21 protein-coding genes and 1 pseudogene are annotated in these 23,055 nt (G+C 67.3%); 15 read left to right on the forward strand and 7 right to left on the reverse strand.

Annotation, left to right across the window (positions count from 1 at the left end):
- Positions 1-149: 149 nt before the first annotated feature.
- The 3 genes from HV742_RS30545 to HV742_RS30555 all read left to right on the forward strand — a co-directional run bounded on the left by HV742_RS30545 (position 150) and on the right by HV742_RS30555 (position 3,221).
- Positions 150-779, forward strand: a complete 630-nt coding sequence (locus tag HV742_RS30545; RefSeq protein WP_049070507.1) for a LysE family translocator — start codon at positions 150-152, stop codon at positions 777-779.
- Positions 780-890: 111 nt separating this feature from the next.
- A complete protein-coding gene (locus tag HV742_RS30550; RefSeq protein WP_049070505.1) occupies positions 891-2,498 on the forward strand; it encodes a peptide chain release factor 3 in 1,608 nt (535 codons plus the stop codon).
- Between the two features lie 24 nt (positions 2,499-2,522).
- Positions 2,523-3,221 carry a hypothetical protein gene (locus HV742_RS30555; protein WP_100508066.1) on the forward strand — a complete coding sequence of 233 codons (699 nt, stop codon included), beginning with the start codon at positions 2,523-2,525 and terminating at the stop codon, positions 3,219-3,221.
- 84 nt (positions 3,222-3,305) lie between these two features.
- Here the strand turns inward: HV742_RS30555 and bfr are convergent, their stop codons facing one another.
- Both bfr and HV742_RS30565 read right to left on the reverse strand, forming a co-directional pair.
- Positions 3,306-3,782, reverse strand: coding sequence for a bacterioferritin (gene bfr, locus HV742_RS30560; RefSeq protein WP_006386993.1), 477 nt, complete (start codon positions 3,780-3,782; stop codon positions 3,306-3,308).
- A gap of 423 nt (positions 3,783-4,205) precedes the next feature.
- Complete coding sequence (locus HV742_RS30565) at positions 4,206-5,120, reverse strand: DMT family transporter (RefSeq protein ID WP_175147160.1); 915 nt, start codon at positions 5,118-5,120, stop codon at positions 4,206-4,208.
- Positions 5,121-5,233: 113 nt separating this feature from the next.
- On the opposite strand from HV742_RS30565, the gene HV742_RS30570 reads away from it, so the two are divergent.
- On the forward strand, positions 5,234-6,154 hold the full coding sequence (locus tag HV742_RS30570; protein WP_063569657.1) for a LysR substrate-binding domain-containing protein: 921 nt from the start codon (positions 5,234-5,236) through the stop codon (positions 6,152-6,154).
- Here HV742_RS30570 and HV742_RS30575 read toward each other — a convergent pair.
- Together HV742_RS30575 and rpoN are read right to left on the reverse strand one after the other, a co-directional pair.
- Positions 6,124-6,423 carry a (2Fe-2S)-binding protein gene (locus HV742_RS30575; RefSeq protein WP_100503077.1) on the reverse strand — a complete coding sequence of 100 codons (300 nt, stop codon included), beginning with the start codon at positions 6,421-6,423 and terminating at the stop codon, positions 6,124-6,126. The genes HV742_RS30570 and HV742_RS30575 overlap by 31 nt on opposite strands.
- Before the next feature lie 102 nt (positions 6,424-6,525).
- Positions 6,526-7,953 (reverse strand): RNA polymerase factor sigma-54, encoded by a 1,428-nt coding sequence (gene rpoN / locus HV742_RS30580; RefSeq protein WP_496350043.1) that lies wholly within the window; start codon positions 7,951-7,953, stop codon positions 6,526-6,528.
- Between the two features lie 16 nt (positions 7,954-7,969).
- Between rpoN and HV742_RS30585 the strand changes: the two genes are divergently transcribed.
- The 3 genes from HV742_RS30585 to leuA all read left to right on the forward strand — a co-directional run bounded on the left by HV742_RS30585 (position 7,970) and on the right by leuA (position 12,002).
- On the forward strand, positions 7,970-8,593 hold the full coding sequence (locus tag HV742_RS30585) for a hypothetical protein (protein WP_059268861.1): 624 nt from the start codon (positions 7,970-7,972) through the stop codon (positions 8,591-8,593).
- Between the two features lie 196 nt (positions 8,594-8,789).
- Entirely contained in the window at positions 8,790-9,767 is a 978-nt protein-coding gene (locus HV742_RS30590) for a tripartite tricarboxylate transporter substrate binding protein (protein WP_049070491.1), read from the forward strand.
- Positions 9,768-10,292: 525 nt separating this feature from the next.
- On the forward strand, positions 10,293-12,002 hold the full coding sequence (leuA, locus tag HV742_RS30595) for a 2-isopropylmalate synthase (protein ID WP_175147162.1): 1,710 nt from the start codon (positions 10,293-10,295) through the stop codon (positions 12,000-12,002).
- A 161-nt stretch (positions 12,003-12,163) separates the two neighbouring features.
- On the opposite strand, the gene HV742_RS30600 is transcribed toward leuA, so the two are convergent.
- Complete coding sequence (locus HV742_RS30600; RefSeq protein ID WP_063584852.1) at positions 12,164-13,492, reverse strand: amidase; 1,329 nt, start codon at positions 13,490-13,492, stop codon at positions 12,164-12,166.
- Between the two features lie 316 nt (positions 13,493-13,808).
- Between HV742_RS30600 and HV742_RS30605 the strand changes: the two genes are divergently transcribed.
- From HV742_RS30605 to HV742_RS30630, 6 genes are all read left to right on the forward strand, one after another.
- Positions 13,809-14,822, forward strand: a complete 1,014-nt coding sequence (locus HV742_RS30605; RefSeq protein ID WP_175147163.1) for a LacI family DNA-binding transcriptional regulator — start codon at positions 13,809-13,811, stop codon at positions 14,820-14,822.
- A 36-nt stretch (positions 14,823-14,858) separates the two neighbouring features.
- Positions 14,859-15,656, forward strand: a complete 798-nt coding sequence (locus HV742_RS30610; RefSeq protein WP_175147164.1) for a phosphodiesterase — start codon at positions 14,859-14,861, stop codon at positions 15,654-15,656.
- Positions 15,657-15,779: 123 nt separating this feature from the next.
- Positions 15,780-16,835 carry an ABC transporter ATP-binding protein gene (locus HV742_RS30615; protein WP_175147165.1) on the forward strand — a complete coding sequence of 352 codons (1,056 nt, stop codon included), beginning with the start codon at positions 15,780-15,782 and terminating at the stop codon, positions 16,833-16,835.
- 33 nt (positions 16,836-16,868) lie between these two features.
- Positions 16,869-18,164 (forward strand): ABC transporter substrate-binding protein, encoded by a 1,296-nt coding sequence (locus tag HV742_RS30620; RefSeq protein ID WP_049070484.1) that lies wholly within the window; start codon positions 16,869-16,871, stop codon positions 18,162-18,164.
- A gap of 13 nt (positions 18,165-18,177) precedes the next feature.
- Complete coding sequence (locus tag HV742_RS30625; RefSeq protein ID WP_026384938.1) at positions 18,178-19,053, forward strand: carbohydrate ABC transporter permease; 876 nt, start codon at positions 18,178-18,180, stop codon at positions 19,051-19,053.
- Positions 19,050-19,850, forward strand: a complete 801-nt coding sequence (locus tag HV742_RS30630; RefSeq protein WP_006386977.1) for a carbohydrate ABC transporter permease — start codon at positions 19,050-19,052, stop codon at positions 19,848-19,850. The genes HV742_RS30625 and HV742_RS30630 overlap by 4 nt, the downstream gene beginning before the upstream one ends.
- A gap of 64 nt (positions 19,851-19,914) precedes the next feature.
- Here the strand turns inward: HV742_RS30630 and HV742_RS30635 are convergent, their stop codons facing one another.
- The gene (locus HV742_RS30635) at positions 19,915-20,232 is read right to left on the reverse strand and encodes a hypothetical protein (RefSeq protein WP_006386976.1); all 318 of its coding nucleotides are present in this window, start codon (positions 20,230-20,232) and stop codon (positions 19,915-19,917) included.
- Positions 20,233-20,313: 81 nt separating this feature from the next.
- Positions 20,314-20,658: a DUF1840 domain-containing protein gene (locus HV742_RS30640; RefSeq protein ID WP_054433931.1), complete on the reverse strand. Its 345-nt coding sequence runs from the start codon at positions 20,656-20,658 to the stop codon at positions 20,314-20,316.
- Positions 20,659-20,966: 308 nt separating this feature from the next.
- Here HV742_RS30640 and argS point away from each other — a divergent pair, with 308 nt between their 5' ends.
- Complete coding sequence (gene argS / locus HV742_RS30645) at positions 20,967-22,667, forward strand: arginine--tRNA ligase (protein WP_049070481.1); 1,701 nt, start codon at positions 20,967-20,969, stop codon at positions 22,665-22,667.
- A gap of 9 nt (positions 22,668-22,676) precedes the next feature.
- Positions 22,677-23,055 (forward strand): annotated as a pseudogene (locus HV742_RS30650) (SPOR domain-containing protein); the annotation flags it as partial.

The raw sequence follows: 23,055 nt of genomic DNA on the forward strand, positions 1-23,055 counted from the left end.
CGCAGCAGAACCACCGCCGCCCCGAAGGCAGCGCCCGTCCCGCCGGCAGCGGCAACGGCGGCCGCCCGGCCGGCGGCCCGCGCGCGGCGCTGCTCTCCAAGTAATATCAGCGGCATTTCTGTTACTGCGACCCACGGACCCGCGCCATCATGCCTCTTTCCACCTGGTTGACGTTCTTCCTGGCCTCCTGGGCCATTTCGTTCTCGCCTGGCGCGGGGGCCATCTCCGCGATGTCCTCCGGACTGAAGTACGGCTTTGCCCGCGGCTACTGGAACACGGCCGGCCTGATCCTGGGCATCCTGTTCCAGTTCGTGGTGGTCGCGGTCGGCCTGGGCGCGGTGCTGGCCACCTCCGAGATGGCCTTCAACGTGGTCAAGTACCTCGGCGTCGCCTACCTGATCTACCTGGGCGTGCGCCAGATCCGCACCGACGCCGCGCCGGTCGCGGTCGATGCCGGCGATCCCAAGCAGGCCTCGATCCGTGAGCTGGTGATGCGCGGCTTCCTGATCAACACCATGAACCCCAAGGGCACGGTGTTCCTGCTGGCCGTGGTGCCGCAGTTCGTCGACACCGCCTTGCCGCTGACGCCGCAGTACGCGGCGCTGGCCGGCACGCTGGCCTTCACCGACCTGGTGGCGATGGGCGTGTACACGCTGCTGGCGGCGCGCGTGCTGCGCCTGCTGCGCGATGCCAAGCACATCCGCTGGATGAACCGCACCTTCGGTTCGCTGTTCATCCTGGCCGGCGTGTTCCTGGCGTCGTTCCGCCGCCATTCCTGAATTTCCACGCGCGGGGCATGCGCCGGCAACGGCGCGTGCCCCGCTTGTTTCGATGCACGATACCGGACCGCGCCGGGCCCAGGCCGCGGCGTCAGGTTGAATCCTCCGATCATGAACATCCCACAAGAAGTAGCGCGGCGCCGTACCTTCGCCATCATTTCCCACCCTGACGCGGGCAAGACCACGCTGACCGAAAAGCTGCTGCTGTTCGCAGGCGCGATCCAGATCGCCGGCAGCGTCAAGGCGCGCAAGGCCTCGCGCCACGCGTCCTCCGACTGGATGGAAATCGAAAAGCAGCGCGGCATTTCGGTGGCCTCGTCGGTGATGCAGATGGAATACCGCGACTGCGTCATCAACCTGCTCGACACCCCGGGCCACCAGGACTTCTCGGAAGACACCTACCGCGTGCTGACGGCGGTCGACGCCGCGCTGATGGTGATCGACGCCGCCAACGGCGTCGAGCCGCAGACCATCCGCCTGCTGCAGGTCTGCCGCGCGCGCAACACGCCCATCATCACGTTCATCAACAAGATGGACCGTGAAGTGCGCGAGCCGCTTGAGCTGCTGTCGGAAATCGAAGGCCACCTGGGCATGGACGCCGTGCCGTTCTCGTGGCCGGTGGGCATGGGCAAGGCCTTTGGCGGCGTGTTCGACATCCGCCGCGACCGCATGCGCGTGTTCCGCCCCGGCCAGGAGCGCCGTTCCGACAACGACGACTTCATCGAAGGTCTGACCAACCCCGAGATCGCGCGCCGCTTCGGCTCGGCCTTCGACCAGGCCAGCGGCGAGATCGAGCTGATCAACGAAGCCGCGCCCGCGTTCGACCGCGATCAATTCCTGGCCGGCAAGCAGACCCCGGTGTTCTTTGGCTCGGCCATCAACAACTTCGGCGTGCAGGAAGTGCTGGACGCGCTGGTCGAGCAGGCCCCGCCCCCCGGCCCGCGCGTCGCGCTGCAACGCGAAGTGCAGCCCGAGGAACCCAAGTTCACCGGCGTCGTGTTCAAGGTGCAGGCCAACATGGATCCGGCCCACCGCGACCGCGTCGCCTTCGTGCGCGTGAGCTCCGGCCGCTTCGAGCGCGGCATGCGCCTGAAGGTCGCGCGCACCAACAAGGAAATGCGCCCCAACAACGTGGTGTCGTTCCTGTCGCAACGCCGCGAACTGCTGGACGAGGCCTATGCCGGCGACGTGATCGGTATTCCCAACCACGGCGTGCTGCAACTGGGCGACGTGCTGACCGAAGGCGAAACGCTGCAATTCACCGGCCTGCCGTTCTTCGCGCCGGAACTGTTCCAGGCCGTCGAAGTGAAGGACCCGCTGCGCACCAAGCAGTTGCGCACCGGCCTGACGCAGTTGGGCGAAGAGGGCGCCATCCAGGTGTTCCGCCCCGAGGCCGCCGGCGGCTCGCTGCTGCTGGGCGCGGTCGGCCAGCTGCAGTTTGAAGTGGTCGCGCACCGCCTCAAGACCGAGTACGGCGTGGACGCCCGGATGATGCCTTCGCGCTACACAATGGCACGTTGGATTACTTCTGATAACCCCAAGGCGCTGCGCAAGTTCATGGATGCCAATGCCGCCCATATCGCCTATGATGTGGTCGATGCGGCGGCGTTTTTGATCAGTTCCCCCGCGCAGTTGCGCGTGGCCGAGGAACTGTATCCGGATGTGAAATTCCACGCCATGCGGGAGCACGGCGGCAAGGTCTTCGGAGACAAGGCGTAGACCCGTTCGGGTACCGCACGGCAGATGAGGGTAGCAATGTCTTGGCGTTTATTATTCGCAACGCTCCTGCTGGCGCTTGGCGCGTCGGCCTGGGGCGGCATTCAACTGGGTGATTGGCTGGTGGCGCATGCGCCGCCCGCCGCGCCTGCGCCCGGCCAGGATGCGGCCGCGTCGCAGCAGCCCGTGCTCGACGCCAACGGGCGTCCCTACGTGGCCCAGCCGCCGCAGCCGCGCATCGACGGCACGCTCGGCGTGCCCGACAAGCCCGCCGACCGCGAATGGGCCATCAACACCGTCTCGCTGTTCGACACCGTCAGCGATCCGGCCGTGAAAATCTCGCGCGAACGCATCAGCCAGGAACAGGCCCGCGAAATCGCCGCCGCCTCGCAAGTGCCGCTGCCACAAGGCGGCTCCGACGTCAGCACGCTGGACCTGCAGGCGCCGGGCACCGGCGCCGCCGTCAATGGCGGCCAGGGCCAGGCCCCGGGTCAACAGGCTGCCGGCTATGGCAACACCCAGATGGTGCAGGCGCCGCCCCCGCCCAATTCGTCGCCCGCGCCCGGCGCGCCCGGCTGGCAGGACGCGCTCAAGCGCGAACTGGCCCACTGTGCCACGCAAGGCTTCTTCGAGCGCCCCTCGTGCTCGTGGGCAGCCCGCAACAAGTACTGTGGTCCCAACCGGGCCTGGGGCACGATGGCCGAATGCCCGGCGCGCCCGCAATAGGCCGCCTCGCCCGGATCGCGGCACGCGCGGTCACCAAAAGAAATGGCGCCCCGAGGGGCGCCATTTTCATGCCGGGCCGATGGATCAATCGGGCACGGACATCTGGCTTTGCAGGTAGTTTTGCAGGCCGACCTTGTCGATCAGGTCGATCTGGGTTTCCAGATAGTCGATGTGCTCTTCGGTATCGTCCAGGATGTCCTGGAACAGATCGCGCGACACGTAATCGCGCACCGATTCGCAATAGGCGATGGCTTCCTTGACGGTGGCCTGGGCGCCTTGCTCCAGCTTCAGATCACAGGCCAGCAGTTCCGGCACGTCCTCGCCGATCAGCAGCTTGTGCAGGTCCTGCAGGTTGGGCAGGCCGTCGAGCATGAAGATGCGCGCGATCAGGCGATCCGCATGCTTCATTTCGCCGATGGATTCTTCGTACTCGTGCTTGCCCAGCTTGTCGAAACCCCAGTGGTTCAACATGCGCGCATGCAGGAAGTATTGGTTGATCGCCGTCAGCTCGTTGGTCAGCTGCTTGTTCAAGAATTGGATGACGGTTTTATCGCCTTTCATGATGGACTCCTTGCAGTCAGGCGCGACGCGCACTGCATCGCGACAAGAAGCGCACGATGCCGCGAGTACGCAACCCCGGCAGACTAACATCGGCCGCGGGGCCGCGACTAGCCTTGGCGCGCATTTGGTAAACCGCTTTACGAGCGCTACAAGAAAGCGACAGACGAATGAGAATGAGTATGCATGCGCGATGTCCCGCAGGCGGCGCATCGCGGTTTCGCGGCCTGCGCGGACACGGGTGGCGCATTCACCGTGGCATTTCATGCGCGCCGCACCGCGTGAATGCCGCGATGACGCCATGAATCTATCAGACCGTTCCGACATCAAGCCGCGATGTGCAGACCCAACCCTGGCCACCGCGCGAGCCCCCGCGCCACGCGCACGTCCCGGCCTCGGCACGCGTGACGCGCGCGCTGTCCTCGCCTAGGCGGCGCGCCGCGTCGCCAGCCAGATACCGAACGCGATCGGCACGATGCCCAGCAGGTCGAGCCACGACACCGACTCGCGCAGTACCACCCAGCCGAACAGCAGGCCCAGCGGCGGCATCAGGAAATGCAGCGCGCTGGCCGCGGTGGCGCTGGCGCGTCCGAGGATCATGAACCACAGGTAATAGCCGCCGATGGACACCGCCACGATCATGTAGGCCATGCTCCAGAACAGGCTGGCCGTCATGCGCGCGTCGCCAATGCTCTCGTGCAGCAGCGCCACGGGCATCAGCGCCACCGCGCCGGCCAGCGACTGGATGCCCGTCGCCATCCACAGTCCCGTCGACGGCTTGAGGCGTTTGTAGAGCAGCGTGCCCGCCACCAGCGCCACCAGGCCGCCCGTCACCAGCAGGGTGCCATGCAGATCCTCCTGCATGCCCGACAGCCGCGAGCGCAGCACCAGCGCCACGCCCGCCAGGCCCAGGCACAGCCCGAGCATCTTGCGCCAGCCCAGCCGCTCGCCCAGCACGGGCCCGGCCAGCACCCCGATCAGCAGCGGATTGGTGCTGATCAGCACCGCCGTGAACGCGGACGACACGGTCGTCATGCCGCTCCAGCTCAGGCCCAGGTAGGCCCCGTTGTTCAACACCCCCAGCAGCACCAGCGCCGCCAGATCGCGGGCGCTGGGCCGCGACCACCGGCCGCTGGCCGCCGCCACGCCCAGCATCAGGGCCCCGGCGATCAGGAAGCGGACGGTCAGCAGGGTCAGCGGCGGGCAGTCGCGCACCGCGATCTTGGCCGCCGCGAACGCCGAACTCCACAGAAAACAGAACGCCGCAATGGGCGCCCAGGCCACCCCCATTGGCGCGTCTGTGGGCAGGGCGGTGGCGGGCAAAGTCGATGACGCCTTCATGGCAGCAGGTCCGGGCAAAGGAAGAGGAGCCCATTCTGGGCGCGGCCCTATCCATTGACAAACGCTTTATTCGGATCAAAAGTATTTGAAAAACCGATGCAAAGGCGCCTCCCATGCTTGATCTCGATCTATTGCACAGCTTCGTCTCTGTCGTCGACGCGGGCGGCTTCACCCGCGCCGGCGAACGGGTGCACCGCAGCCAGTCCACCGTGAGTCAGCAGATCCGCAAGCTGGAGGAAACGCTCGAATGCACGCTGTTCGTGCGCGAAGGCCGCCAGGTCCACCTGACCGAGGACGGCGAGCGTCTGCTGGGCTATGCGCGGCGCATGCTGGCGCTGTCCAGCGAGGTGCGCGAAGCGGTCAGCGGCCGCAAGCGGGTGGAGGTGATCCGGCTGGGCATCCCCGACGATTTCGCCGCGGACACGCTGACTGCCATCGTGGCGCAGTTCGCCCGCGCCCGGCCGGCGGTCAGGCTGTCGGTGCGCTGCGACCTGACCGTGGCCCTGACGCGCGGCCTGGAACGCGGCGACCTCGATCTGGCGTTGCTCAAGCGCGAACCCGGCGCCGGTCCGGCGCTGACGACCTGGTCGGAACACCTGCACTGGATCGCCGGCTCGCACGCGCTTCCCGCCAGCACCGAACCGGTGCCACTGGTGGCCTTTCCGCAGGGCTGCATCTACCGCAACCGCGCCATCCATGCGCTCGAACGCGCAGGACGGCGCTGGCGCATCGCCTACGAGAGCCCCAACCTGATGGGGATCCAGGCCGCGCTGGCGGGAGGATTGGGGGTGGCCTTGCTGGAACGCCGCTGCATCGCAGCCGGCCATCGGCTGGTCGACGACATGCTGCCGGCGGTGCCGCCGTCCGAACTGGCGCTATGCCTGTCGGAACCGGCGCGCGAGCCAGTGCGCCAATTGGCGGGAATGATCAGGGATTTTTGTGAAACGGAAACACAACGGCTTGCAGGGCTGGGCCTGCAAGCCGTGGCAGGTGGCGACGCCGCTCAGGCGACGGCGACCTGGATGACCGGATAGCTGCTGTTCGCCGCGGACGCGCCCGGCTCGGCCATGGTGGCCGGCGGGTTGACCGGAACGGCGATCGAGCGCACATCGCACACGCTGGAGCAGCGGCCGCCCGGCAGGTATTCGGCGGCGGTGGCCGCGCAGCAGCCGCAGCACGTGGCCACGCCCAGCTCGAACTGCAGGTCGGAAAGCGACGTCGCGCCCGCGTCCACGCTGGCGCGGACTTGGCGTTCGGTGATGGCATTACATACGCAAATGTACATGAGAATAATTATCGGCATTTGTTCATGCAATGGCAAGTACTCAGCGTAAATAATTTGCAACCACGCGATCTTCTAACTTGTTGAAATAAGGGACATTTTTGCGAAGAAACGTCCCTTATTTCACCGCGCGGCAGCCTGCGCCTTGCGCAATGCCGCTGGCGCAATCCGCAGCGCCTCGCGGTATTTGGCCACGGTGCGGCGGGCGATGACGATGCCCTGGTCGGCCAGTTTTTCCATGATCTGGCTGTCCGACAGTGGCTTGGCGCGGTTCTCCTCGGCCACCATCTGGCGGATGAAGGTCTGCACCGCCGTGGCCGAGGTGGCGTCGCCGCCATCGGTCGACACCCCTGTCCCGAAGAAGCGCTTGAGTTCCAACGTGCCAAACGGAGTGAGCATGTACTTCTGTGTCGTGGCGCGTGAAATCGTGGACTCGTGCAGGCCCAGTTCGCCCGCGATGTCCTTCAGGATGAGCGGTCGCATGGCCGCCGGCCCCTGGCTGAAGAAGGCGGTCTGGCGATCGACGATGGCCTGGGCCACGCGCAGGATGGTGTCGAAGCGCTGCTCGACGTTGCGGATCATCCACTTGGCCTGCTGCAACTGCGACTGCAGGCCGGCGTGGGCGGACTCCTTCTGGTTGCCCAGCATATGCGCGTACAGCCCGTTGATCTGCAGCCGCGGCACGGCCGCGCTGTTGAGCGTCACCTGCCAACCGCGGCGCGTCTTGCGCACGATGACGTCGGGCACGGCGTAGTCCGCCGCCGGCACCGTCCAGGCGCGGCCCGGACGCGGCTCCAGGCGCAGGATCAGGGAATGGGCGGCGCGCAGCGTGGCCTCGTCACAACCCGTGGCCGCGCACAGCTTGGCGGTGTTGCCCGTGGCCAGCAGCGCAAGATGCTGGGCGCAGACCTGACGAGCACAGGCCAGCACCTTCGGGTCGGCGGCCTCCGGCAGTCGCGCCGGGTCGGGGTTGCGCAGTTGCAACAGCAGGCAATCGGCCATGTCGCGCGCGCCGATGCCCGGCGGGTCGAACGACTGCAACAGCGACAAGGCCGCGCGCAGCTCATCCAGGTCCGGCTCCATCTCGGCCGGCAGCCAGCCCAGGATTTCCTCCAGCGGCGAGCCCAGATAGCCGTTCTCGTCCAATTCGTCGATCAGCAGCGCGGTCAGCGCGGCATCGCGCGGCGCCGCGCGCGTCAGCACCAGCTGGCCCAGCAGGTGTTCGCGCAGGGTATCGGGCCGGGCCGCCTCGGGCATGCTGGAATCGTCATCGGGATAGACGCCGCCCGACCCCGGCATCTCCTCCACCGGCGTGTCGCGTTCGGGCGCGGGTTCGTCGTCCTGCACCGATGATTCACGTTCGGATTCGGCCTGGGTCTCGACCGAGGAGGGTTCATCGTCGCGTTCCAGCAACGGATTGTCCGCGAGCACTTGCGAGATTTCCGCCTCGAGCTCGAGCGTGGACAGCTGCAGCAACCGGATGGATTGCTGCAGTTGAGGGGTCAGCGTCAGATGCTGACCGGGCCGCAGTTCTAAAATAGGACGGGTCATAGGTACAATATTTTGCATGATGAATCAGACTTCGCCCGCACGCGTTCGCCAGGATTGCCGTCTTATCGGCCAGACCCTGCTCAAACTGGCGCTTCCCAGGCTTCTCGTGCGCGCGATCGTGATCGCCGTCGCCGTGATCGTCTGGTATCTCGCCGCCTCCTGGATCCTGGATTTCGGCAAGCGCGTCAACTACGAATTCCTGCATTCGCTGGGCCAGCCCACCATGGACATGGTGCAGAAGGTCAACCCGTACATCTGGTGGGTCGTGGCCGGCATCTGGACCCTGATCGTCTTCTTCATCCTGCGCGCCTGGCTGTCGGCCAGCCTGGCCTCGGGCCGCGCCACGCCGGTCGGCACGGGCGTGCTGGCCGACCTGGCGCCGCAACTGTCGGACGAATCCCTGGGCGTGCTGCGCTGGACCTGGGGCGACCGCGAAGAACCCTTCACCGTCGGCGACCTGCATCGCTCGCTGTCGGAAATCCGCCACAACCGCATCGGCAAGATCGCCATGGTGGCCGAACAGGCCGAGATCCTCGACGGCAAGGCCGCCCGGCCATCGCGTGACGGCCGTGACGACGACCGCCGCGATTCCCGCGAACAACGTTACATCGAGCCGCGCATCGGCGGCCCCGCCCGCTGAACGGCGCGCATCGCCGTTCGTCCGATCCTTGCAGGCCGCCGTCAGGCGGCCTGTTTGTTTCAGTCCCCTGCCAGCCGGGCTCCCCTATACTGCCCCTCCAGGCTCGCGCAACCGCGGGCCGCGCACCTTTAGAACCAGACCAAGCCGACTGCAGAGACCAGTCGGATGCGCGGCCGGCCCCCTGGAGTTGCTTTACATGTTCCGTACCCCCGTCCGGTATGCCGCCGGCCTTCTGCTGGCCTGCTCGGCCGCCTTCGTCGCCGCCCCGGCATCCGCCGCCTGGCCCGACAAACCCATCACCTTCGTCGCGCCCTTCAGCGCCGGCGGCGCCAACGACCTGGTCGCCCGCATCATCGCCAAGGCGGTGGGCACGACCCTGAACCAGCCCGTCATCGTCGAAAACCGCCCCGGCGCTGGCGGCGTGGTCGGCGCCGCGCACGTCGCGCGCAGCGCGGCCGACGGCTACACCTACCTGGTGGGCAGCAACGGCACGGTCACCAACAGCCTGATCCGCTCGGACCAGCCCTACAAGGATGAAGAACTGACCCCGGTCGCGCTGCTGTCGATCACGCCGTCGGTGATCGTCGCCAACCCGTCGAACCCGGCCAAGGACCTGAAGGATTTCGTCGAACGCGCCAAGCGGGCCAAGACCGACCGTATCACGTTCTCGACCGCCGGCAACGGCAGCACGCCGCACTTCGTGGCCGAGATGGTCAAGGAAGCCACCGGCCTGCCGGTCGAACCGATCGCCTACAAGAGCGGCTCGGAAGGCGTGACCGCGGTGATCGGCAAGCAGGTCGACGCCACCTCGGAAGCCAGCATCGTCACGCTGCCGCTGGTGCAGAGCGGCAAGCTCAAGGCCCTGGCCACCACCTGGGACAAGCGCATGGCCAGCGCGCCGGACATCCCCACCACCGCCGAACTGGGCTTCCCCGCCATCCGCATCGGCCACTGGGCCGGCCTGTACGCGCCCGCCGGCACGCCCGCCGACGTGCTCGACAAGATGAACGCCGCCGTCGAGCAATCGCTGCAGACCAAGGAAGTGCAGGACGCGCTGCGCCAGAGCAGCATCGAGCCGGGGGGCGGTTCGCGCGCCAGCTTCGTCGAGTTCGCCAAGAGCGAGCGCGAGCGCCTGGGCCAGGTGGTCAAGAACGGGCACATGCAGACCCAATAACGCCTGTCGCGCCCTTCACGCCTGCCGCGCCATTCGGCAATCGCCCCAGGGCGAAAGGGCCCCGGCCGTCGGCCACGCGCCTGCCGAGCCTTTCGCGCGATCTTTCGCGGGATCTTTCGCGCGATCGATGGCCGCAGGCGCCGAACACGCCGGGGACGGATCCGTCCCCGGCTTTTTTATCGCCTTTCCGATTGCGCTGTCCGCAAAAGTATGTTTGACTAGCAACCTATGGCCGCTTACCGCACCTCCCTCGCGATTGCCACCGGACGCTCCGCCGCTCCGGTTGCCGGCCTGCGCGCTCGCACCGCCTTCATCGCGCTATCGCTATACCTACCGATCGGTTGCCGGGCCTAGTGTCCCCGTGGTAGCTCGGCAGCCACGCTTGCCACACGCGATTTCCCTTTTTCAAAACTGAATCTTGCGCCGCGCGAATGCGGCCAACCCTGGCACCAGGCCGCCATCCGGCCGCATGCCGGCCGAGGAAACCGATCCCGGGATTCACAAGAAACCGATCGAGGTGTAGTGATGATGCTTGCCAACCCCGCCGCCAAATACGTCCCCTTCACGCCGTTCGCTCGCGACTTTTCCGAGCGCACCTGGCCCAGCCGCCGCATCACGCAGCCGCCGATCTGGATGAGCACCGACCTGCGCGACGGCAACCAGGCCCTGATCGAACCGATGAGCGTCGAGCGCAAGCTCCGCTTCTTCGAACAGCTGGTCAAGATCGGCTTCAAGGAAATCGAAGTGGGTTTCCCGTCGGCCTCGCAGACCGACTTCGATTTCGTGCGCAAGCTCATCGACGAAAAGCGCATCCCCGACGACGTCACCATCATCGTGCTGACGCAGTCGCGTGAAGACCTGATCAGCCGCACGGTGGAATCGGCCGCCGGCGCCAAGCAGGCCATCGTCCACCTGTACAACGCCTGCGCCCCGGCGTTCCGCAAGGTCGTGTTCAACATGAGCAAGGACGAAATCAAGAACATCGCCACGACCGGCACGCGCCTGGTCAAGCAGTACATGGCCAAGCACCCGGAAACCAAGTGGCGCTACCAGTACTCGCCCGAAGTCTTCAGCACGACCGAACCCGAATTCGCGCTGGAAGTCTCGAACGCCGTGGCCGACGTATGGGAGCCCACGCCGGACTGCAAGATGGTGCTGAACCTGCCCGCCACCATCGAGGCCACCACGCCGAACATGTACGCCGACCAGATCGAGTGGATGCACAAGAACCTGGCGCGCCGCGACAGCATCGTGCTGAGCGTGCACCCGCACAATGACCGCGGCACCGCCGTGGCCGCCGCCGAATTCGCCGTGATGGCCGGCGCCGACCGCATCGAAGGCTGCCTGTTCGGCAGCGGCGAGCGCACCGGCAACGTCGACCTGGTCACGCTGGCCCTGAACCTCTACACCCAGGGCGTGCACCCGGGCCTGGACTTCTCGGACATCGACGAAGTGCGCCGCTGCGCCGAGTACTGCAACCAGTTGCCCGTGCACCCGCGCCACCCGTATGCCGGCGACCTGGTCTTCACGGCCTTCTCCGGTTCGCACCAGGACGCCATCAAGAAGGGCTTCGCGCAGCAACAGCCGGACGCCGTCTGGGAAGTGCCGTACCTGCCGATCGACCCGGCCGACCTCGGCCGCAGCTACGACGCCGTGATCCGCGTCAACAGCCAGTCGGGCAAGGGCGGCGTGTCGTACCTGCTCGAACAGGAACACGGCCTGGTGTTGCCGCGCCGCCTGCAGATCGAATTCAGCCGCGCCATCCAGCGCGTCACCGACGAGACCGGCCGCGAAGTCACCGCCGACGACGTGCACACCATCTTCAACCGCGAGTACCTGGAACAGAAGGCCCCGTGGAAACTGGTGCGTCACCGCATCGACGGCAATCCGTCGGCCGGCGAAGGCCAGCACTTCAGCATCGAGGCCGAACTCGAATACAACGGCGAACGCCGCGTGGTGACGGGCAAGGGCGATGGCGCCATCTCGGCCTTCGTGGCCGCGCTGGACGTGCCGGTGCGCATCATGGACTACCACGAGCATGCCATCGGCACCGGCACCGACACCCGCGCCGCCTCCTACGTGGAACTGCGCGTGGGCGATTCGAGCACGGGCTTCGGCGTGGGCATCGACCGCGACATCGTGACGGCCTCGTTCCAGGCCGTGCTGAGCGCGGTGAACCGCCACATCAACGCTGGCGCCGTCACCACCGAACAGGAAGCCGCCGAGGCCGCGTGATCCGCCGCCAGGCCGCGGGCGTGGCGGTTACCGCCGCCGCGTCCCCCGCGCGCTTCTTACGGTGAAGCCGCTCCGCACAAACAAAGCCCGCCTTTATCCGGCGGGCTTTCTTCTTTTGCGCGACGCATTCGACCGCGCCACGACAGGCGCAGCGGGTCGGGTCAACCGCGCGGCCACATGTCGGAAGCGCCGATGTCGGGTTCGCGCGCGGCCAGCAGCCGCTCGTGGACCCAGGCGGCGATCGCCAGGGTGCGGTGGTCATCGTGGCGCTTGCCGATCAGTTGCAGGCCCACCGGCAGGCCCTGCGGGCCGGTGGCGAACGGGAGGTTCAGGCACGGCAGGCCGAACAGCGTCCAGGCGCGCGAGAACTGCGGATCGCCCGTGCCGAGGTCGGCGAACGGCGCCTCGCCGCTGGCCGCGGGCGCCAGCAGCACGTCGTACTTGTCGAACCAGCCATCCACCCGCGCGCGCGATTCGGCGGCGCGCGCCAGGTTGTTGATGTGCTGTTCGGCGGAGATCTGCGCGCCGGCCTCGAGGATTGCCTGGATCTTCGGGCTGAGTTGCGCGGCGTGTTCCAGCCGTTCGTAGGCCAGCGACTGCGACGATTCGAACGCCATGATGTCCGCGTGCAGTTGCACCAGCATGCAATGCTCGGGCGGCAGCGGCACCTCTTCGACATGGGCGCCGGCGCGCGACAGCGTGGCGGCGGCCTGGGCGAAGGCTTCCTTGGTTTCGGACTGGGCGTGGCGCCATTGCAGGCTGCGGTACATGCCGATGCGCGGCTTGGCGTCGTAGCTCAGGTTCAGCAGGCGCGGATCGCGCATCAGGACCGAAGCGAACAGGGCCACATCCGGGACCGAGCGGGCAAAGCCGCCCACGGTGTCGAGCGATTCGGCCAGGCTCTTCACGCCGGCGCGAGGGATCGCGCCGAACGTGGGCTTGTAGCCGACGATGCCGCAATACGAAGCGGGGCGGATGATGGAGCCCGCGGTCTGCGAGCCCAGCGCGAACGGCACCATGTCGTCGGCCACCGCCGCGGCCGAGCCGCTGGAGGAGCCGCCGGGGGTGTAGGCCTCGTTGCGCGGATTGCGCGTCGGGCCGGCCTGGTAGGTGGCGAATTCGGTGGTGACGGTCTTGCCGATCACGATGGCGCCCGCATGGCGGCACAGCGCCACGGCGGCCGCATCCAGCCCGGGATGGTGGCGCTCGTAGATGGGAGATCCGTAGCGGGTGGGCAGGTCGACGGTGTCGAACAGGTCCTTGACGCCGATCGGCAGCCCATGCAGCGGGCCGCGCAGGGGGCTGCGGTCCAGCATTTCCGCGTGGTCCAGGGCGGCCTGCTTTTGCAGCGCCGTCCAGGCATGGATGGTGTTTTCGCGTTGTTCGATGCGCGCAAAGCAGGCGCGCACCAATTGCACCGCGGTCAATTCGCGCCGTTGCAGCTTGCGCGCCGCGTCAAGCGCGCCAAGTCTGTTTAAGGCAGTAGACATGATCCTTTCCTCTTTCCCGGAGCCGCGCGAGATGCGCGGTACTGACTTCCGCACCCGGTCCCCTTGACCTGGGGTTTGTCCGGATACGGCGCGCCCAATGGTGCGTGCCAATCATGACAAACCCAGCCATTGTGCGCGCCGCGTCAATTGGGAAAACCACTGAAAAAACCGCGTTTTCACAGGGATTTCGAGCCGCGTCGCGCCTTGGCCTTATGTTGTTGCGTTGTTATCAGCATAGCGCAAACGGGTGCAACACAAAGGTCATATTTGTCTTGTAAGATGAAAACGTTTTCAGCAAACCGGCAGCAATGTAGCCATGGCGTCGCGCGCATCGCCCCGCTTTTCCATCATCGAAGTGGCCCGCAAGGCGGGGGTTTCCCCCGCCACGGTTTCGCGCGCGTTCAACCAGCCCGAAATCGTCCATCCGGATACGCTGGCGCACATCCGCGCCATCGCCAAGCGCGCGGGCTTCCGGCCCAATCGCGTCGGCCGCAGCCTGCGGTCCGGCAGCACGCGCACGATCGGATTGATTCTGCCGACGCTGTCCAATCCGGTATTCGCCGAGTGCTTCGAGGGCGCCGAACGGCGCGCCCGCGAGTCCGGCTACAGCGTGATGCTGACCGCCACCGGCTATGACCCGGCGGTGGAATCGGCCGCGGTCCAGGGCCTGATCGACCACCAGGTCGATGGCCTGATCCTGACGGTGGCCGACGCGGCCCGCAGCGCCACGCTGGACGACCTGGACAGCGCCGGCATGCCCTACGTGCTGGTCTACAACGAATCCACCGACCACCCCTATGCCTCGGTCGACAACCGCGCCGCCGCCATCGACATGGTCTCGCACCTGGCGGCGCTGGGGCATCGGCGCATCGCCATCGTGACCGGCCCGCTGACGGCATCGGATCGTGCCCGCCGCCGCCTGTCGGGCGCGCGCGCCTGCGCCAAGAAGCTGGGCCTGGAACCGATCCAGCACATCGCCATGGGTTCGCACACCGGCAGCGACGCCGATGCGCTCAAGTCCGCATTGCGCGGCAAGCAGGCGCCGACGGCGCTGTTCTGCTCCAACGACCTGCTGGCTACCGCGGTGATTGCCGATCTGGTGGCGTTGGGTCTGTCGGTTCCGTCCGATATTTCCGTCTGCGGCTTCGACGGCATGCGCTTCGGCGCCTTGCTGACGCCGCCGCTGACCACGGTGGCGCAACCCAGCGACGGCATCGGCCAGGCCGCCTGCTCCAACCTGCTGGCGCAGATCCACGGCCAGCCGCCCCAATCCAATCGCCTGCCGCACTGCATCGTGGTCGGCGGCACCGCGGCGCCGGTGCGCCGCTGAACTTCATCCACAAAAATAACGATCGAGACACGCGTCATGCTCATCGCACAGATTACCGACCTGCACATGCGCACCCCGGGCGACAAGGCCTACGGCATCGTCGACCCTGCCGCCTTCCTGGGCCCGGCGGTGCGCGCGCTCAATGCCCTGACGCCGCGCCCGGATTGCGTGCTGATCACCGGCGACCTGACGGACCTGGGCCGTCCGCACGAATACCAGGCGCTGCGCGACCAGCTGCAGGCGCTTGAAATTCCTTATTTCCTGCTGCCCGGCAACCACGATGACCGCGCGCAATTGCGCGCCGCCTTCCCCGACCACGGCTACCTGCAAGGCCAGGGGCCGTTCATCCAGTACGCGGTGGAAACGTATCCGCTGCGCCTGCTGGCGCTGGACACGGTGGTGCCAATGAAAAGCCACGGCGAGCTGTGCGACGAACGCCTGGGCTGGCTGGCCGCGCGCCTGGCCGAGCAACCCGACCGGCCGACGCTGGTGCTGATGCATCATCCGCCATTCCAGACCGGCATCGAGCACATGGACGACATCGGCCTGCTGGCGGGCGGCCCGGAACTTGAACGCATCGTGGCGCGCTATCCGCGCGTCGAGCGCGTGCTGTGCGGCCACCTGCACCGCACCATCTTCCGCCGCTTCGGCGGCACCATTGCCTCGACCTGTCCGGGCACCGCGCACCAGCTCGCGCTGGAGCTGGGGCCGCGCCCGACGCTGCAATACATCATGGAGCCGCCGGGCTACCAGTTGCACTGGTGGCACGATGGCGCGCTGGTCACCCACCACGCCGTGATTGGGGAATACCCCGGGCCCTATCCCTTCGCCTGAGCCCCCGATCTCGATTACAAACACTATGCCCTGCCATATCTCCGTCATGTTTGCGCTGCACAATGAAAAGGTTTTCATCGCACGCGCCGCAGACGGATCAGAAAACTAGATCCAAGAGACAGCATGTCATCCATCGTTCTGGATAACCTCACCAAGCAATACGGCGGCGCGGCCGCGATCCACGGCGTCAGCTTCACCGTGCCGGCCGGCAGCTTCACCGTGCTGCTGGGCCCGTCGGGTTGCGGCAAGTCGACCACCCTGCGCATGATCGCCGGGCTCGACACGCCCACGTCCGGCACCATCCGCATCGGCGACCGCGACGTTACCCACTTGCCGCCGGCCAAGCGCCGCATTTCCATGGTGTTCCAGTCGTACGCGCTGTTTCCGCACCTGTCGGTGCGCGAGAACATTCTGTTCGGCCTGAAGGTGCGCAAGGAACCGGCGCGCGACTACGACCGCCGCCTGCAACGCGTGGCTTCGCTGCTGGGCCTGGGGCACCTGCTGGACCGCAAGCCGTCGCAACTGTCCGGTGGCCAGCAGCAGCGCGTGGCGCTGGGCCGCGCGGTGATTTCGGAGGCGCCGGTGTGCCTGATGGACGAGCCGCTGTCCAACCTGGACGCGCAGCTGCGCCATGAGATGCGGCGCGAGATCCGCGCCTTGCAGCAGGACCTGGGCATCACCATGGTGTACGTCACGCACGACCAGACCGAGGCCATGAGCATGGCCGACCAGGTAGTGCTGCTGCGCGGCGGCCAGATCGAACAGCACGACACGCCGGACGGCCTGTACGCCCGTCCGGCCAGCGAATTCGCGGCGCGCTTCATCGGCACGCCGCCCATGAACCTGATCAACCTGATGCCGCTCCAGGGCGCCACGGTGATCGCCGGCACCCACGGTCCGGCCATCGCCGGCGCGCCGGAGGGCGCCGCCAAGCTGGGCGTGCGCCCCGAGCACATCCGCATCGACAGCGACGGCATCGCCGCCACGGTGGAAAGCGTGGAGTACTTCGGCGCCGATTCCATCGTGGTCTGCCGGATCGGCGACAGCGGCGGCGTGGCGGTGCGCGTGGGCGGCCACCTGCGAGCCCGCGCCGGCGAGGCGCTGCGCCTGTCGTGGCCGGCCGAACAACAGCATTTCTTTGCCGCCGACTCGGCGGTCATCGACACCGTCGGGCGCTGAAGACGCCCAATCCACAGGAAAGGAAACGCAATCATGCGACGCATCGTACTCAAGACCCTGGCCGCCAGCCTTGCCGCCGCCTGCCTGTCGCTGCCCGCGCAGGCGCAGCAAAAGCCCGTCGAAGTGGAGTTCTACTATCCGGTCGCCGTGGGCGGCCCGATCACCAAGATCGTCGATGACATGGTGACGGACTTCGAGAAGGAAAACCCCGGCATCAAGATCAAGCCGATCTACGCCGGCTCGTACCAGGACTCGATCGCCAAGGCGCTGACCGCCCTGAAGGGCGGCACGCCGCCGCAGCTGGCCGTGCTGCTGTCGACCGACATGTTCACGCTGATCGACGAAGACGCCATCGTGCCGATCGACTCGCTGGCCAAGAACGACGCCGACAAGAAGTGGCTGGGCGGCTTCTACGACGCCTTCATGCAGAACAGCCGCACGGGCGGCCACACCTGGGGCGTGCCGTTCCAGCGCTCGACCATCGTGATGTACTACAACAAGGATCTGTTCAAGGCCGCCGGCCTGGATCCCGAGCGCGCGCCGGCCACCTGGGCCGAGCTGGTCGAGTACGGCAAGAAGCTGACCAAGCAGGACGCCAGCGGCAACACCACCCAGTGGGGCATCGAAATCCCGTCGGGCGGCGCCTTCGCCTACTGGCTGTTCCAGGCCTTGACCACACCCAACGGCGCGATCCTGATGAACGAGGCCGGCAACGAGGTCTACCTGGACAAGCCCGCCGTGGTCGAGGCCGCGCAGTTCTGGCGCGACCTGTCGGCCAAGCACAAGGTCATGCCCACCGGCACGATCGACTGGGGCACCACGCCCAAGGACTTCCTGGAAAAGAAGGCCGCCATCATCTGGACCACCACCGGCAACCTGACCAACATCCGCAAGAACGCCGACTTCCCGTTCGGCGTGGCGATGATGCCGCAGCAAAAGCGCGGCGGCAGCCCGACCGGCGGCGGCAACTTCTACATCTTCAAGAGCGGCACGCCTGAACAACAGCAGGCCGCGCTCAAGTTCGCGCAGTGGGCCACCACGCCCGAGCGCGCCGCCGACTGGAGCATCGCCACCGGCTACGTGGCCGTGACGCCGGCCGCCTGGCAGACCGAGAAGATGAAGAAGTACGCGCAGGAAGTGCCGGCCGCCGCCGTGGCGCGCGACCAGTTGCAGGTGAGCGTGGCCGAATTCTCGACCCACGAGAACCAGCGCGTCACCAAGACCCTGAACGACGCCCTGCAGGCGGCGCTGACGGGTTCGAAGACGCCGCAGCAGGCGCTGACCGACGCCCAGCGCGAAGCCGACCGCATACTGCGTTCCTACAAGTAAATCCGCAAGCACGATGAGCCGCTCCTTGAATGCGCTTTATGGCTGGCTGCTGTTGCTGCCAGCCATCGTGCTGCTCGCCGCGTTCACGCATTACCCGGCGCTGGCGACGCTCTGGCACAGCTTCTATTCCACTCCCAAGGGCGCGCGCCCGGCCCGCTTCGTCGGGCTGGACAACTACGCCGTCATGCGCGACGACCCGGTGTTCTGGCAATCGCTCTGGAACAACCTGTGGTTCGCCCTGGGCACCATCCCGACCTCGATCGGCATCGCGCTGGTCATGGCGCTGTGGGTCAACCGCAACCTGCGCGGGCGCGGTTTCCTGCGCATGGCGTACTTCACGCCGACGGTGCTGCCGATGGTGGCGGTGGCCAATATCTGGCTGTTCTTCTACACCCCGCAGTACGGCCTGATCGCGCAGGTGATGCAGTTGTTCGGCTCGCCCGGTCCCAACTGGCTCGGCAACCGCGAAACCGCGCTGCCGGCGCTGATGCTGGTGACGGTGTGGAAGGAATCCGGCTTCTTCATGATCTTCTACCTGGCCGCGTTGCAGACGGTGTCGCCGTCGCTGCGCGAGGCGGCGATGCTGGAAGGGGCCTCACGCTGGCAGTACTTCCGGCGCGTGCTGTGGCCGCTGCTGATGCCGACCACGCTGTTCGTGCTGATCAATGCGCTGATCAACGCCTTCCGGCTGGTGGACCACGTAGTGGTCATGACCCGCGGCGGGCCCGACAACGCCAGCACGCTGCTGCTGTACTACATCTACCAGGTCGGCTTCAGCTTCTGGGACACCGCCTACGCCGCGACGCTGACCGTCGTGCTGCTGGTGGTGCTGGCGCTGACGGCGCTGGTCAAGTTCCGCTGGCTGGACCGCAGGACGCACTACCAATGAAAGACAAGCTCGATACCCTGGGCGCGTGGGCGCTTGGCCTGTTGTGGATCCTGCCGCTGGCGTATGCCGTGTGGGCGGCGTTTCACCCGCCGGCCTACGCCACCCGCTTCGACCTGTTCGCGCCGCTCACGCTCGACAACTTCGCGCGGGCCTGGCAGGCCGCGCCGTTCCCGCGCTACTTCGCCAACACGTTTTTGCTGGTGACGATGGTGCTGGCGGCGCAGCTGGTGCTGTCGACGCTGGCCGGCTACGCCTTCGCGCGCTTCGAGTTCCGCGGCCGCGACTTCGTCTTCATGCTGGTGCTGCTGCAGCTGATGATCATGCCGGACGTGCTGCTGGTGGAGAACTACCGGTCCATGAGCCAGTTGGGCATCCGCGACACGGTGTTCGCCATCGGCCTGCCGTACTTCGCCTCGGCCTTCGGCATCTTCCTGCTGCGCCAGACCTTCAAGACGGTGCCGCGCGAATTGGAGGAGGCCGCGCGCATGGAAGGCGCCAACGCGCTGCAGGTGCTGTGGAAGGTGTACGTGCCACTGGCCAAGCCGATCTACGTGGCCTACGGGCTGGTGTCGGTCAGCCACCACTGGAACAACTTCCTGTGGCCGCTGATCATCACCAACTCGGTGGAATCGCGGCCGCTGACGGTGGGCCTGCAGGTGTTCTCGTCGACCGACCAGGGCATCGACTGGTCGGTGATCACCGCCGCCACGCTGATGTCGGCGGCGCCGCTGCTGATTGCCTTCCTGCTGTTCCAGCGCCAGTTCGTGCAATCGTTCATGCGCGCCGGCATCCGCTGAGCCTTCCCTGGAAAGCAAAAGACCCCGCACAGCGCGGGGTCTTTTCGTTGGCCCAGCCAGGCGGTCAGTAACCGACCGTCAGTCCGGGCAGGTCCACCGTGATGCGCGGGCGTTCCAGCGCCAGCGCCAGGTGCTCGGCGAACTCGCGGGCTTCCTTGGCGTCGGTGGACAGGATGTCGTAGCCGAGCGCGTCGGCCACGCCCAGCACCTTGTCCAGCAGCAGCACCTTGCCGCTGGGGCGCAGGGGTTCACAGCCCAGGGTTTCCCAGGCGCCGTCGAACCAGTCGCGGGCGTCGTTCTGGCGCTGCGGGCTGGGTTCGACGTTGGCCGACAGGTCCAGCGAGCGCCGGGTGTCGAAAACGATGGTGATGTCGCTGCGCATGGCGGGGATTCCTTGAAATGGCGTCAGCCGCAAAGGGTAGGCAAAAAACGCCGGGCAGATTGTCCGTCCGGCGACATTGGCTTACCAGCCGCGCGACACTTCCCAGGTGACCTCGGCGCCGGCGGCCTGCGACTGGCGCATCATGTCCAGCAGCGGGAAGGCGCGCTCCTTCAGGCCGACCGCGCGCGCCATGGGCGCCACCGCCGGCTTGTCCTCGTCTTCCTCGTCCTCGGCGGGATTGCCCTGGGATTCTTCAATGGCCCGTTCGATACCCTGGATGGCCGGACCGAGCTGGTCGACGGTGAACACGCCGCGCTCGGGGATCTTGTCGCCAAAGGACTTGCCCGCGGCTTGCAGCAGGACGCCGGCGTGGTCGGTGAGCATCAGGACTTCGGCCACGACCTTGGAGTGAAACGTAATCAGCATATTCCGGTCTCCTACGGATTGAATACCCTCAATACACTACCGCAACACCCTGGGGATGCCAACTGGCGCCCCCGGGCGAGGGTCGGCGGGCGGCCCGGCCGGCCGCGCCCCCGCGCGGTAACGGCCGCCAAATCAAGCTATGATTCAGGAGATTCCCGTGACGGCAGGATCCGCGGCGGCCGAGAATCCGGCGCCTCGCGCGGTCATGCCCCCGAGGCCCGCCAGCCGGCCGATCCCGCCCCCTGGCGCCGCGCGCGAGCCCACGGCCCGCCGCCCTCGTCACCCACCCAGAACTTCTCCAGACGCCCATGCTCCCCGAGCAACAAAAACAGCTTATCTCCCTGATCCAGGCCGCCGTCGCGCAGAGCCTGCCCGACGCCCAGGCCGATGCGGCCCGAGCCAACGTGCTGCTGGAGCGCCCCAAGGTCGCCGCCCACGGCGACGTCGCCACCAACGTGGCCATGCAGCTGGCCAAGCCGGCCAAGCGCAATCCGCGTGAACTGGCCCAGGCCATCGTCGAGGCCCTGCTGGCCCTGCCGGGCGCCCGCGACCTGGTCGAAAGCGCGGAAATCGCCGGTCCCGGCTTCATCAACCTGCGCGTCACCGCCGCCGCCCGCCAGGCCGTCATCACGGCCGTGGCCGAACAGGGCGAGGCCTTCGGCCGCGCCGCCCGCAGCGGCGAGAAGATCCTGGTGGAATTCGTGTCCGCCAACCCCACCGGCCCGCTGCACGTCGGCCACGCCCGCCAGGCCGCCCTGGGCGATGCCCTGTGCCGCCTGTACGACGCCATCGGCTGGGATGTGACCCGCGAGTTCTATTACAACGACGCCGGCAACCAGATCGAGAACCTGGCCATCAGCGTGCAGGCGCGCGCCCGCGGCCTGACGACCGACTCGCCCGAGTGGCCCGCCGACGGCTACAAGGGCGACTACATCCTGGACATCGCCCGCGACTTCCAGGCCGGCAAGACCATCCAGGCCTCGGACGGCGAGCCCGTCACCGCCACCGGCAACATCGACAGCCTGGAAGACATCCGCGCCTTCGCCGTGGCCTACCTGCGCCGCGAGCAGGACCTGGACCTGCAGGCGTTCGGGCTGAAGTTCGACAACTACTACCTCGAAAGCTCGCTGTACACCTCGGGCCGGGTCGAGGCCACCGTCAAGGCGCTGATCGCCGGCGGCCATACCTATGAAGAAGGCGGCGCGCTGTGGCTGCGCACCACCGAGCTGGGCACGGGCGACGACAAAGACCGCGTCATGCGCAAGAGCGAGGGCGGCTACACCTATTTCGTGCCGGACGTGGCCTACCACAAGGCCAAGTGGGAACGCGGTTTCCACCGCGCCGTGAACATCCAGGGCAGCGACCACCACGGCACCGTGGCGCGCGTGCGCGCCGGCCTGCAGGCGCTGGAAGAGGGCATTCCCAAGGACTACCCGTCCTACGTGCTGCACAAGATGGTCAAGGTGATGCGCGGCGGCCAGGAGGTCAAGATCTCCAAGCGCGCCGGCAGCTACGTCACCATGCGCGACCTGATCGACTGGGTCGGCCGCGACGCCGTGCGCTACTTCCTGATCCAGCGCCGCGCCGATACCGAATTCGTGTTCGACGTCGACCTGGCCCTGTCCAAGAGCGACGAGAACCCGGTCTATTACATCCAGTACGCCCACGCGCGCATCTGCTCGGTGATCAACAACGCCGGCATGCCCGCGGCCGACGTGGCCGCTGCCGACGCGTCCCTGCTGACCGCCCCCAGCGAATTCGCGCTGATGCAGCGCCTGGCCGAGTTCCCCCACGTGGTGGCGCTGGCCGCCCAGGAACTGGCCCCGCACCACATCGCCTTCTGGCTGCGCGACTGCGCCGCGGACTTCCACGGCTGGTACAACGCCGAGCGCGTGCTGGTCGACGACACCGCGCTCAAGCTGGCGCGCCTGCGCCTGGCCGCGACCACGCGCCAGGTGCTGGCCAACGGCCTGGCGCTGTTGGGCGTGTCCGCCCCCGAGCGGATGTAACATCGGTACATGGCCACCAAGCGCAAACCCACCCGCCGGTCCGGCGAAAGCGGCAGCACCCTGTACGGGGCGCTGGCCGGATTGCTCCTCGGCTTGATCGTCGCCGCCGTCGTGGCGTTCTACGTCACCAAGGCGCCCGTGCCCTTTGTCGATCGCGCCACCCGCCAGGGCGACGCCGGCAAGCTGCCCGATCCGCGCCAGGCGCCGGATCCCAACGCCGGCCTGTACGGCCGCGACGGCGCGGCGGGTTCCCCGCCCACCGGCCCGACCGCCACGGCGCCCGCGCCGCTGCCGGGTGCGGGCGGCACCGCGCCGGCGGGCAAGTCGGACGACCTGGGCGCGCTGATCGCCACCCTGCCGACCTCCAACAACACGCCCGCTGCCGCCC

Source organism: Achromobacter ruhlandii, assembly GCF_902859695.1.
GTDB lineage: Bacteria > Pseudomonadota > Gammaproteobacteria > Burkholderiales > Burkholderiaceae_B > Achromobacter > Achromobacter ruhlandii.